The sequence below is a fragment of the Micromonospora phytophila genome, from assembly GCF_023656545.1.
Classification (GTDB): domain Bacteria; phylum Actinomycetota; class Actinomycetes; order Mycobacteriales; family Micromonosporaceae; genus Micromonospora; species Micromonospora phytophila.
The window spans coordinates 1-11,511 of record NZ_JAMOKF010000169.1 but is presented as its reverse complement, the minus strand read 5'-3'; the positions used below and the strand labels follow the sequence as shown (position 1 = coordinate 11,511).

Sequence of the window (11,511 nt, the reverse complement as noted above, 5' to 3'; positions counted from 1 at the left end):
CCGGGTCCCGTCGGCGTGGGCGCCACCCGTTGCCGCCGGTCGGGCGGCCGGCCGAGCTCCCGGCGGGCCGGCTCGAACAGGTCGAGGGCGAGCTGGCCGTGGCCGGGGGTAAGCCAGTGGGCGGCGTCGTCGTCGGCGAAGGGCGGCTCGCAGGAGGGGGCGGGGCGGAGCCGGACGGGCGGCCGGACCGGGCCCGGACGGCGTGAGTCGGTCATCCTGGCGCCTCCCACGATCTTGCGTTTGCCTTCGTTTGCCTCCGACGACGGCGATTCTCTGGGATGGCGGCGGTCAATGCCTCCGCGGCACCGCGCGGCTACTCGGGGTCGCGGTCGGCCAGCGGGTTGCTCCGCACCCAGTCGGCCGTCTCGGCGTACTTGCGCTCGATGTACTCCTCCAGCCGGGCCCGCTCGACGCGCCACTGGCCGCGCCCGCCGATCTTGATCGCGGGCAGTTCGCCGCTGCGCACCATGTGGTAGACCTGCGAATCCGACACGTTCAGCTCGGTGGCCACGTCGGAGAGCAGCAGGAACCTCGGCTCCACGGGAACTCCCAGGGTTGGGGTCGTTTGCCTCAGTTTGCCATCGACGGCCGACGTCGCCCAGCACCCACGGGCTGCCCGTCTCCATACCGGTCCGGGACACACCGGCGGAGAACTTCCACCGGAGAAGGTGCGCGGTGTATGACGGTCACGGCGTACGGCATGATCGGCGCCCGGGACCGGCGGCCGCCGGTGCAGGACCTGAGCAGGGGAGACGACCGGTGACCGACGAGCGTGTCCGGGTGTACGTGCCGGCGACCGTCCCGATGCTGACCCTGCTGCGGGGGGAGGGCCTGCCCGCGGCGTCGGCGCACGCGGTGACCCCCGCCCTGCGCGAGTGGTACGCCGAGGGCGACGAGGAGGAGCTGGAGTACGTCGCGTTCACCCGCGCCGCCCAGGACGCGTTGCAGCTGCTGCGGGCCGACCCGGCAGCGCCCCGCCGGCGGGTCGTCGTCTCCGTGGACCTGCCCGCCGCAGCGGTCGGCCGGGGTGACGGTGAGCTCGGCTCCAGCCTGGTGGAGCTGGCCGCGCCCGTGCCGGTGGCCGCCGTCGCCGCGATCCACGTCGACGGCGCCGACGCGGTCGAGGACGTGGCCGCCGCGGCGCAGGTGGTGACCGAGGCGCTCGCGGGCGACCCCGACGCCCAGTTCGCCGTCGACGGCGCGGAGGACCACGAGCTGGAGTGGTACGACGTGTCCGAGCTGGAGCTGGTGATCCGCGCCACGTCCTGACCGGCGCTCAGCGCCCGACGGAGGTCTCCGCCGGTTCCTGGTCGTCGTCGGTCTCCGCCGGGCCGAGGGTGCGGCCGAAGGCGATCATGGCGGTCAGCGCGCCCACGAAGAGCACCCAGATGGCGTTGTCCACCCGCGAGGTGCCCAGCGAGGTCTGAGCCACCGCGTCCGCCTCGCTGAGCGCCCCGGCCAGGTCGAGCAGGGAACGCCCGCCGATCCGGAGGACCACCTCGGCGAGCAGCAGGAGCAGGCCCGGGCCGGCGCCCGCCAACAGGTACGCCGGCCAGCGCGGCGCGGGCGCCGCGGCCTCCTGACGGGCGGCGCGGCGGCGCGCCCAGGTCAGGTAGGCGAAGGCCAGCAGCCCGGCGACCAGCCCGGCGAGCAGCGACTCGGTGCGGGACACCCACTTCGCGGCGTTGAGCAGCGACTCCTGGGTGTCACCGGCGCCGAAGAGGTCGAAGAGCGGGTCGCGGGCCCGGCTGAAGGCCACCACGAAGACCAGCGTGCCGAGCGCGGCGGCCACCACGGCCCCGACGACGGGGGCGCTGCGCGCCCCGGCGACCGCCGCACCGATGATCGCCGCGGCGGCGGTGGTGCCGGCGATCACGTTGGTGGTCGCGTTGTCGGCGTACGTCAGGTTGATCGCGAACGCGGCGGCGAGCCCGACCAGCAGGCCGGTGCCGATCGCCGCCACGAACCGCAGGGTCACCCGGTCACTGCCCCGGCGGGCGAGCAGGTCGACCCCGAAGAGAGCGAAGGCGGCGCCGGCGACCAGGGCGGCGGAGATCACGCCGGGCAGCGCGAAGGCGGAGAGGCTGATCGCGGTGATCCCGGCGGCCGCGGAGCTGATCGCCTCGCGAGTCGACCAGAGCATCGCGGTCAGCCAGCCGAGCGCCAGCAGCGCGAGCACGGGCGCGCCCGGCGCGAGGGCCGGCCCACCGGTCGGGGTCCTCCGGTCGGCCGCGACGGCGGGGCGCTGGAACTCCTCGGCGGCCTCGTCGTCGGCGAGAGCCGGCCGGTCCGACTCCGCGGCGGCCTCGTCGGTTCCCGGCACCGGCTGGTCCGGGTCCGCGGCGGCGGAGCTGCCGGGCTGCTTGGTCATCGTCTCCCCTTCGACGGACGCCCGGTCGGCGGCAGGGCCGGGCCGGAGCGGGCAGGTCACCGGCCACCCAGGGTACGCGCCCGCCCCCGCCCACTCCCGCGCCGCGGCCACCGGCGTCCGGCCCCCGGCTGCCGGTGGTGGAGGTGGGGTGGGGGGTGGGGCATGGAAGAATCAGCCGAGGTCCCGCCGCCGCGACCGGTCCACCGCGCGGTGCCCGGTGCCGGTCGCCCGGCCGGCACCCGCGGGGCCGATTTCGCCACCGCTGTCGAGATCGCCAGGAGCCTTGATGGACGCCGTGTTCTCCGTACCCGAGCCGCGCAACGAGCCGGTACGCAACTACGAGCCGGGCAGTGCCGAGCGGGAGCGGCTCCAGCGGCGGCTGACCGAGCTGGCCGCCGAGCGGATCGACCTGCCGATGACCATCGCCGGTGAGCAGCGGATGGCCGGCGGCAAGTCGATCGACGTGGTGCAGCCACACAAGCACGCGCACGTGCTCGGCGTCACCGGGCACGCCAACCACGAGGACGCCCGGGCGGCGGTCAAGGCGGCCAAGGACGCCGCCCCGATGTGGCGGGCGCTGCCGTTCGAGGAGCGGGCGGCTATCTTCCTGCGCGCCGCCGAGCTGCTCGCCGGCCCGTGGCGGGACACCCTGAACGCCGCCACGATGCTCGGCCAGTCGAAGACCGCGATCCAGGCGGAAATCGACGCGGCCTGCGAGTTCATCGACTTCCTCCGGTTCAACGTGCACTTCGCCCGGCAGTTGCTGGAGGCGCAGCCGCAGTCGTCCCCGGGGGTGTGGAACCGCTTCGACCACCGCCCGCTGGAGGGCTTCGTCTACGCGGTCACCCCGTTCAACTTCACCGCGATCGCCGGCAACCTGCCCTCGGCGCCGGCCCTGCTCGGCAACACCGTGGTGTGGAAGCCGGGCCCGACCCAGCAGTTCGCCGCGCACTTCACCATGCGCCTGTTCGAGGCGGCCGGCCTGCCCGCCGGCGTGATCAACATGGTCACCGGGCGCGGCGAGGAGGTCTCCGACGTCGTGCTCGCCGACCCGGACCTGGCCGGCATCCACTTCACCGGCTCGACCAAGGTCTTCCAGCACCTGTGGAAGACCGTCGGCGACAACATCTCCCGCTACCGGGGCTACCCGCGCCTGGTCGGCGAGACCGGCGGCAAGGACTTCGTGGTCGCGCACACCAGCGCCGACGTCGACGCGCTGCACACCGCGCTGATCCGGGGCGCCTTCGAGTACCAGGGCCAGAAGTGCTCGGCCGCGTCGCGGGCGTACGTCCCGCGCTCGCTCTGGGAGGGCGGGCTGCGCGACCGGCTGGCCGCCACCGCGGACTCGCTGACCTACGGCGACGTCACCGACTTCAGCAACTTCGGCGGCGCGGTCATCGACGACAAGGCGTTCAGCCGGCACACCGCCGCGCTGGAGCTGATCAACGACGACGACACCTGCACGGTCCTCGCCGGGGGCACCGCCGACGACTCGGTCGGGTACTTCGTCCGGCCGACGCTCTTCGAGTGCACCGACGCCGCGCACGAGACGTTCACCACCGAGTACTTCGGGCCGATCCTCGGCGTGCACGTCTTCGACGACGCCCGCTTCGACGACGTGGTCACCCAGGCCGAGTCGATCGCGCCGTACGCGCTGACCGGGTCGATCTTCGCGACCGACCGCCGGGTGGTCGACGCCGTCGCCGAGCGGATGCGGTACGCGGCCGGCAACTTCTACATCAACGACAAGCCGACCGGCGCGGTGGTCGGGCAGCAGCCCTTCGGCGGCGCCCGGGCCAGCGGCACCAACGACAAGGCCGGTTCCTGGCACAACCTGGTCCGCTGGATGTCGCCCCGGACGATCAAGGAGACGTTCGTCCCGCCGACCGACCACACGTACCCCCACATGGGCTGAGCACGTGTCGAGGGGCCCCCGCCGTCCGGAATCCGTCGGCAGGGGCCCCTCGTTCGCGGCCGGTGGATCAGGCGCCGACCTTTCCGCCACCCGTCCGGCGGTCGGTGGATCAGGCGCCGAACGGCCCGCCACACCGTCCTTCGGCTGCCGGTGGAGCCGGTGCCGGCCTCCCCGCCGGACTGTCGTCCGCCGACAGTGCACATAGGAACCCCTACCGGGTGGCGAAACTGTGAAATCCTGGACGCCACGTCGGCAAAGTGGCAGCGTGAGGGGCATGGCGGAATCCGGAGTCAACCCCACGGCGGCGGCCCTGCTCGGGCTGCTCCATGAGGGCCCCATGACAGGTGGCCAGTTGATGGCCGCCGCGGAGCGCCGACTGGCGCCGTACTGGTCGATGACCCGCAGCCAGGTCTACCGGGAGTTGCCGGTGCTGGCCGAGCGGGGCTTCGTCCGGCTGGGCAAGCCCGGGCCGCGCGCCAGCCAGCCGTACGCGATCACCGCAGCCGGAAAGCGGACATTTTCCCGCTGGTTGGCGGAGGACCCGGGGCGGGACACCATCCGCAACCCGATCGCCCTGCGGATCGCCTTCGGCAACCTGCACTCGGCCAGCCAGCTGAAGAACCTCCAGGCCGCGGCGAACGAATACCACACCGAGGCCCTGGCCAAGGTGCGGGAGCAGGTCAAGAGCGCCAAGAAGGAGGGCGACCCGTACGACGCCAGCGCGCTGGAGTTCGCCGTCGCCTACCACAAGGCCGCCCTGTCCTGGCTGAAGAGCGCCCCGGTCGGATGACGCGGTAGTTCTTTTTCGCGCGGGACCGCGGGGCTCGCAAGCTCTCTCCGCGCCCGCGCAGTACGCTTGGCTGTCGTGACCGCTGCCGATTACGCCGAACAACTCAAGGACCTCGACGCGACCCTCCGGAACATCGAGGCCGTCCTCAATCTGGACCGGCTGCACGAGGAGAAGGCCCGGCTCGAGGAGCAGGCCTCCGCGCCCGATCTCTGGGACGACCAGGCGAAGGCACAGCAGGTGACCTCGCAGCTGTCGTACGTCAACGGCGAGATCAGCAAGCTGGGCAGCCTGCGTTCCCGTCTCGACGACGCCGGTGTCCTGCTGGAGCTGGCCGAGGCCGAGTCCGACCCCGGGGTGCTGACCGAGGTCGAGACGGAGATCACCGGGCTGACCAAGGCCATCCAGGAGATGGAGGTCCGCACCCTGCTCTCCGGCGAGTACGACTCCCGGGAGGCGCTGGTCGCCATCCGGGCCGGCGCCGGGGGCGTGGACGCGGCGGACTTCGCCGAGATGCTGCTGCGGATGTACCTGCGCTGGGCCGAGCGGCACGGCTACCCGACCGAGGTCTACGAGACCTCGTACGCGGAGGAGGCCGGGCTCAAGTCGGCCACCTTCACGGTCAAGGTGCCCTACGCCTACGGCACGCTCAGCGTCGAGTCGGGCACGCACCGGCTGGTCCGGATCAGCCCGTTCGACAACCAGGGGCGCCGGCAGACCAGCTTCGCCGGCGTCGAGGTGCTGCCGGTGGTGGAGCAGACCGACAGCATCGAGATCCCCGAGAACGAGATGCGGTTCGACGTCTACCGCTCCTCCGGCCCGGGTGGGCAGAGCGTCAACACCACCGACTCGGCGGTGCGGATCACCCACATCCCGACCGGCATCGTGGTCACCTGCCAGAACGAGAAGTCCCAGCTGCAGAACAAGGCCTCGGCGCTGCGGGTGCTCCAGGCCCGGCTGCTGGAGCGCAAGCGCCAGGAGGAGCAGGCCAAGATGGCGGGCCTGAAGACCGACGCCGCCGGCTCGTGGGGCGACCAGATGCGCTCGTACGTCCTGCACCCGTATCAGATGGTGAAGGATCTGCGAACCGAGCAGGAGACCGGCAATCCGTCCTCGGTCTTCGACGGCGAACTCGACAGCTTCATCGAGGCCGGGATCCGGTGGCGCAAGCAGCAGCAGCTCGCCGGCGACACTGCGTGATCGATCGTGGGCGGAGCGCGTCATCGATCTCCGCACTGAGCACCAGATAGACGACTCGCCCCGCAACCCCGGGGCGTGGGGCTTGGCTCTTCCGTCACACCGCGTAGACTCACGACCCGTGATTCAGCTTGAGCAAGTGACGAAGACGTACCCGAAGGCGTCCCGGCCTTCGCTCGACAACGTGTCCGTCTCGATCGAGAAGGGCGAGTTCGTCTTCTTCATCGGTCCATCCGGCTCCGGCAAGTCCACCATCATCAAGATGTTGCTGCACGAGGTCTCGCCCAACAAGGGTCGGGTCGTCGTCAACGGCAAGGACGTCACGTCGATGCGCTCGTGGAAGCGACCCCACTTCCGGCGCTCGATCGGCTGTGTCTTCCAGGACTTCCGGCTGCTGCCGAACCGCACCGCGTACGAGAACGTGGCGTTCGCCCTTGAGGTGATCGGCAAGACCAAGGCGGTCGCCCGCCGGGTCGTGCCCGAGGTGCTGGAGCTGGTCGGGCTCGGTGGCAAGGAGCACCGCTACCCGCACGAGCTCTCCGGTGGTGAGCAGCAGCGGGTCGCCGTCGCCCGGGCGTTCGTGAACCGGCCGCTGATCCTGCTCGCCGACGAGCCGACCGGAAACCTGGACCCGGACACCTCGATCGAGATCATGCGTCTGCTGGACCGGATCAACCGCACCGGCACGACCGTCGTGATGGTCACCCACGACTCCAACATCGTGAACCAGATGCGCCGCCGGGTCGTCGAGATCGAGAGCGGCCGAATCGTGCGCGACCAGGCCCGCGGCGTCTACGGGTGAGCCGGCGCTCCACCCCTGCGCAGCCTGACGACGAACACCTCATGCCGGAGACCCGGAGGAATTCCCGATGCGCGTGAAATACGTCCTGTCCGAGGTACTGGTCGGACTGTGGCGCAACGTGACCATGACCATCGCGATGATCATCACGATGGCGGTCTCGCTGACCATGCTCGGCGCCAGCGGCCTCATGTACCGCCAGGTCGACGAGATGAAGGACCTCTACTACAAGAACATCGAGGTCTCCATCTTCCTGACACAGGAGGTGACCCCGGAGCAGAGGGACGGGCTGAACGCGAAGCTCAGTGGCGACCCCCTGGTCAAGGAGGTCCTCTACGTCGACAAGGCCGAGGCGTACAAGCGCTTCCAGGAGATGTACCAGGACGCGCCGGACCTGGTGAACGCGGTCAAGCAGGAACAGCTGCCCGAGTCGTTCCGGCTCAAGCTGAACAACCCGGAGCAGTACAAGAACATCTACGACCAGTACAAGGGCACCGAGGGCGTCGACGAGATCGTCGACCAGAGCCGCCTGCTCGACAAGATCTTCGACATCCTGACCTCGATCCAGAACATCGCCCTGGCCGCCTCGATCGTGATGGCCGCCGCCGCGCTGCTGCTGGTCGCGAACACCATCCAGGTCGCCGCGTACAGCAAGCGGCGTGAGGTCGCGGTGATGAAGCTGGTCGGCGCGTCGAACTGGTTCATCCAGGCACCGTTCGTGCTGGAGGCGGTGGTCGCCGGCCTGATCGGCTCGCTGCTCGGCCTGGTCGCGCTGATCGCCGCGAAGTACCTGCTCTTCGACGGCTCCCTCAAGGCGTTGCAGGGCCTGCTCTCCCCGATCAGCTGGGGCGACATCCTGTTCATTTTCCCGCTGATGGCCGGCGTGGGTGGTCTGGTCAGCGCGGTCACCGCCTGGGTCACCCTCCGCTTCTACCTGCGGGTCTAGTTTCCGTACGGGTCACCGACGGCCCTTCCGCGCCAGGAACAAACGGTGCGGGAGGGCCGTTGTCGTTCGGGTAGCATGATCTCCGCCCCGAGCCCGGTCACTGGCGGGTTTCGGGTGGGACGGAAGGGGGGTTGGCGCCGATGCCACGGGAAAAGGGGCGCAAACTCGTCGCCTCCAACAAGAAGGCCCGGCACGACTACTCGATCCTCGACACGTACGAGGCGGGCATGGCGCTGACGGGCACCGAAGTCAAGTCGCTGCGGGCCGGGCGCGCGTCGCTGGTCGACGCGTTCGCCCAGGAGCGCGACGGCGAGCTCTACCTGCACGGGATGCACATCCCCGAGTACACCCAGGGCACCTGGACCAACCACGAGCCCCGGCGTACCCGCAAGCTGCTGCTGAACCGCCTGGAGATCGACCGGCTGATCGGCAAGACCCGCGAGGGTGGGCTGACCATGGTCCCGTTGCAGGTCTACTTCTCCGACGGCTGGGCGAAGGTGGAGATCGCCCTGGCCAAGGGCAAGAAGTCGTACGACAAGCGCCAGGACCTCGCCAAGCGGGACGCGGACCGGGAGATCGCCCGGGTCGTGGGTCGGCGCGGCAAGGGAATGGACGACTGATTTGTCTGCCGTGTCCGGTTCGGCGCGCCGACCGGGGCCTCGGGATGAAACCCGTTGCGGCAGGCGTTAGGCTTGTCAGTGCCGCCAACATCGGCGGCCCGTCGAGGGGGTGACTGGTTTCGACTTCGTACGCAGCGACAGGGGAAGCGAGCCGAGGAAGCCGACGTCGTCTCGAGAATCGGTCGTCGGAAACTTATAAGCGCCAAGAACAATCGCGCTGACTTCGCTCTCGCCGCCTGAGGCGAGTAGCTGAGTCTGTCGGCCTGGGAACGCCTTCGTCCCAGTCAGCCGGCATCAGCTAGAAGGCTGGCCAATCGGACCCGGTCGCGGGGTCCGTGCGGCGAGATTAATCAGCGACTGGGCCCGTCACACCAACTCGCTCGCGTGATTGGTGGGGCCGAGTAGAGGCACAGCGAGCTGCGCTCGGAGAAGCCCTGACAAACCGGCGAAGGACCCGGGTTCGATTCCCGGCACCTCCACCACCTGATGTGCGCCCCGGTCCACTGGACCGGGGCGCACAGACGTGTCCGGGCCCGGATGGGTTGCCGGCGCCCGCCCCGGCCGCCGTCGTGCGGACCGCCAGGCGCCCCCGTCGCGGGGGCCGGTGGGGCCGGCGGGGCTGCTGCTGCCAACGGGACAGATGAGGCGCACAGGGGCCCTGGACAGGGCGAACAGGGCGGGTCCACCATCGCTGTACGCGGTCAAGACGCGCGACGCGGGAGGTGCCCATGGTCACCAGTCCGATCCAGCAGCCGTCCACCGTCCCCGGGCCGCTCCGGCCGCCCACCACCCGCCGGCCCCCGGCCACCCTGCCGGGCGAGCTGCACGCCCTCAGCCGGGCGCTGGCCGCGCCAACGGGGGATCCGCGCTGGCGGGAGCGGGTCCTCGTCCGGCTGGGCCCGGTACGGCAGGGCTTCGCGGAGCACGTCCGGGTCACCGAGGGACCCGCCGGCCGGTACGCGGAACTGCTCGGCCATGCGCCCCGGCTCGAGCACGGGGTGCGGCTGCTGACCCGGGAGCACGCCGCCATCGCCGCCGCGCTCGCCGCCCTCGCGCAGGCCGCCGAGCTGCCGGGAGCGTCCGTCGACGACCTCCTCGGCCGGGCCGGGCACCTGCTGCGGGCGTTGGCCCGGCACCGGCAGCGCGGCGCGGACCTGATCTGGCAGGCGTACCAGACGGATCTCGGCGGGGAGACCTGAGCGTCCCGGGAACCGGCCGGGCCGCCCCGGCGTCGAACCGACATGCGCCGATCAGCCGCCCTGCTGGGCCTGCCCCTGATGATGATCGTCGCCGGCTGCGCCCCGGCCGGTTCCGACCCGGCGGCCGGTCCCGCCAGCCCCGCCAGCCCCGACCAGCGCCGGGAGGCCTTCGACCAGCGGGCCACCGAGGTCGCCGACGCCTGGCGGCCGGGCCCCGCGTGGCGCACCGGGTACGTCCCGTTGCAGGACCACACCGTGCTGGTCGGCGACCCGCGCTTCACCGGCGACACCAAAATGGCGTTCAACGCCGGCTGGTACCGCGACCAGATCGCCCTGCCCGACACGGCACCGGCCGACGGCACCGTCCGGTTCCCCGATGGCACGCTCAGCGTCCCGCTGATCAGCGCCGACGCGGCGTACCGGCAGCTCGACCAGGGCGATCCGCCGCCGTGCGCCGGCCGGCCCAGGGAGCCCGGGCGCCCGAAGGACGGCCCGACGATCGAGCCGGGCCCCGACGGCCCGGTGTCGAGCACGGCGCAGAGCGCCTGCATCCCGCTGACCGTCACCGCCGCGAAGCTGGGCAGCGTGCCGGTACGCACCAGTCGCGGCGAGGCGCAGGTGCCGGCGTGGCTGTTCACCGTGGAGGAGATCTCCGCCCCGGTGGCCCGGGTCGCCGTGGCGCCGGGGTCGGTCACCGCCGTACCCGAGGTCGCCCCGCCGAGCCCGTCGCTGGACGACGACGTGGCCGGCGCGCAGGACATCCGCTCCGTGGACGGCGCGACGCTGACCTGGCAGGTCGGCGTGGGCAGCTGCGACACCGGGATCACCCCGCTGGTGTGGGAGCGCGACGACGTGGTGGTGCTCGGCGGCGGGGTCACCCGCTCCACCGGGGTCTGCAACGCGATGCTCAAGCTCGAACCGGTCACCGCCACGCTCAAGGCGCCGCTCGGTGACCGGACCGTGCTCGACGTGGTGACCGGCGCACCGCTGACCCTCACGGGAGGCTGAGCGGACGCGGCCCGACGGCGCTCGCGGCCCGCGGGCGGCGGACTGCTCGGCGCGCCCGGTGGGCCGGTGCTCAGAGGAGCCGGGGCACCTCGGTGCTGACCGGCACCGGCAGCACCGTCGGCCCGTCCGCCCGCAGCCCGGCCGCCAGGGCGTCCCCCAACTGCTCCGGCGTCTCCACCACCGCGGTGGCGCAGCCGTAACCCCGGGCGATGGCGGTGATGTCCAACCCGGGCAGGTCGAGGCCGGGCACCCCGGGGGTGTGCTTGAACTCGGCGAAGGCCTTGAGGATGGCGTACTGCTGGTTGACCGGCACCACGACGACCAGCGGCAGCCGCAGCTGCGCGGCGGTCCACAGCGCCTGCACCGAGTAGTGGAACGAGCCATCGCCGATGACCGCCACCACCGGCCGGCCACGGCCGGTGTCACGCTGCGCCAGCGCGATGCCGACCGCCGCCGGCAGGCCGTACCCCAGGCCACCGCTGGCCATGGTGAAGTACGACCCGGGCCGGGTGCTGCGGAGCCGGCGGCGCAGCGCCGACAGGTTGGACGGCGACTCCTGCACCAGCACCCCGTCGGCGGGCCAGTGCCGGGCCAGCGCGGCGAAGAGCGCGTCCGCGTTCAGCGGCAGCCCCTCCTCCGGCGGCGCCGGGCCGGGCCGCGGCGGAGGGG

12 protein-coding genes, 1 other RNA gene and 1 pseudogene are annotated in these 11,511 nt (G+C 71.8%); 10 read left to right on the top strand and 4 right to left on the bottom strand.

The features are described from left to right. Both NCC78_RS19370 and NCC78_RS19365 read right to left on the bottom strand, forming a co-directional pair. Positions 1-215, bottom strand: a pseudogene (locus NCC78_RS19370) (Rv3235 family protein); the annotation flags it as partial. Between the two features lie 98 nt (positions 216-313). After that, positions 314-541, bottom strand: coding sequence for a helix-turn-helix domain-containing protein (locus NCC78_RS19365; RefSeq protein ID WP_121396459.1), 228 nt, complete (start codon positions 539-541; stop codon positions 314-316). Between the two features lie 218 nt (positions 542-759). Between NCC78_RS19365 and NCC78_RS19360 the strand changes: the two genes are divergently transcribed. Next, positions 760-1,269, top strand: coding sequence for a DUF6912 family protein (locus NCC78_RS19360; protein ID WP_250796083.1), 510 nt, complete (start codon positions 760-762; stop codon positions 1,267-1,269). Positions 1,270-1,276: 7 nt separating this feature from the next. On the opposite strand, the gene NCC78_RS19355 is transcribed toward NCC78_RS19360, so the two are convergent. Continuing rightward, positions 1,277-2,371: a hypothetical protein gene (locus tag NCC78_RS19355; RefSeq protein ID WP_250796082.1), complete on the bottom strand. Its 1,095-nt coding sequence runs from the start codon at positions 2,369-2,371 to the stop codon at positions 1,277-1,279. A gap of 286 nt (positions 2,372-2,657) precedes the next feature. Here NCC78_RS19355 and pruA point away from each other — a divergent pair, with 286 nt between their 5' ends. The 9 genes from pruA (at position 2,658) to NCC78_RS19310 (ending at position 10,842) form a co-directional block, all read left to right on the top strand. Continuing rightward, complete coding sequence (gene pruA / locus NCC78_RS19350; protein ID WP_250796081.1) at positions 2,658-4,286, top strand: L-glutamate gamma-semialdehyde dehydrogenase; 1,629 nt, start codon at positions 2,658-2,660, stop codon at positions 4,284-4,286. A gap of 274 nt (positions 4,287-4,560) precedes the next feature. Next, positions 4,561-5,076 (top strand): PadR family transcriptional regulator, encoded by a 516-nt coding sequence (locus NCC78_RS19345; protein WP_250796080.1) that lies wholly within the window; start codon positions 4,561-4,563, stop codon positions 5,074-5,076. A gap of 75 nt (positions 5,077-5,151) precedes the next feature. Beyond that, a complete protein-coding gene (gene prfB, locus NCC78_RS19340; RefSeq protein WP_250796079.1) occupies positions 5,152-6,273 on the top strand; it encodes a peptide chain release factor 2 in 1,122 nt (373 codons plus the stop codon). Between the two features lie 118 nt (positions 6,274-6,391). Then, on the top strand, positions 6,392-7,072 hold the full coding sequence (gene ftsE / locus NCC78_RS19335; RefSeq protein WP_109802316.1) for a cell division ATP-binding protein FtsE: 681 nt from the start codon (positions 6,392-6,394) through the stop codon (positions 7,070-7,072). 67 nt (positions 7,073-7,139) lie between these two features. Beyond that, positions 7,140-8,015, top strand: a complete 876-nt coding sequence (ftsX, locus tag NCC78_RS19330; RefSeq protein ID WP_250796078.1) for a permease-like cell division protein FtsX — start codon at positions 7,140-7,142, stop codon at positions 8,013-8,015. Positions 8,016-8,155: 140 nt separating this feature from the next. Then, the gene (smpB, locus tag NCC78_RS19325) at positions 8,156-8,635 is read left to right on the top strand and encodes an SsrA-binding protein SmpB (RefSeq protein WP_250796076.1); all 480 of its coding nucleotides are present in this window, start codon (positions 8,156-8,158) and stop codon (positions 8,633-8,635) included. A gap of 105 nt (positions 8,636-8,740) precedes the next feature. Then, positions 8,741-9,117, top strand: a transfer-messenger RNA (tmRNA) gene (gene ssrA / locus NCC78_RS19320). A gap of 246 nt (positions 9,118-9,363) precedes the next feature. Continuing rightward, entirely contained in the window at positions 9,364-9,834 is a 471-nt protein-coding gene (locus NCC78_RS19315) for a hypothetical protein (RefSeq protein WP_250796075.1), read from the top strand. A 42-nt stretch (positions 9,835-9,876) separates the two neighbouring features. Next, complete coding sequence (locus NCC78_RS19310) at positions 9,877-10,842, top strand: hypothetical protein (RefSeq protein WP_250796073.1); 966 nt, start codon at positions 9,877-9,879, stop codon at positions 10,840-10,842. Between the two features lie 70 nt (positions 10,843-10,912). Here the strand turns inward: NCC78_RS19310 and NCC78_RS19305 are convergent. Further along, positions 10,913-11,511: thiamine pyrophosphate-dependent enzyme (locus NCC78_RS19305; protein ID WP_250796072.1), on the bottom strand; the 599-nt coding region annotated here is incomplete at its 5' end.

What these genes read in the sequence shown, in the direction of transcription:
- NCC78_RS19345 (WP_250796080.1), top strand. Translation starts at nt 4,561, where the DNA reads ATGGCGGAATCCGGAGTCAACCCCACGGCGGCGGCCCTGCTCGGGCTG.
- NCC78_RS19310 (WP_250796073.1), top strand. Translation starts at nt 9,877, where the DNA reads ATGCGCCGATCAGCCGCCCTGCTGGGCCTGCCCCTGATGATGATCGTC.
- smpB (WP_250796076.1), top strand. Translation starts at nt 8,156, where the DNA reads ATGCCACGGGAAAAGGGGCGCAAACTCGTCGCCTCCAACAAGAAGGCC.
- pruA (WP_250796081.1), top strand. Translation starts at nt 2,658, where the DNA reads ATGGACGCCGTGTTCTCCGTACCCGAGCCGCGCAACGAGCCGGTACGC.
- ftsX (WP_250796078.1), top strand. Translation starts at nt 7,140, where the DNA reads ATGCGCGTGAAATACGTCCTGTCCGAGGTACTGGTCGGACTGTGGCGC.
- NCC78_RS19355 (WP_250796082.1), bottom strand. Translation starts at nt 2,371, where the DNA reads ATGACCAAGCAGCCCGGCAGCTCCGCCGCCGCGGACCCGGACCAGCCG.
- NCC78_RS19315 (WP_250796075.1), top strand. Translation starts at nt 9,364, where the DNA reads ATGGTCACCAGTCCGATCCAGCAGCCGTCCACCGTCCCCGGGCCGCTC.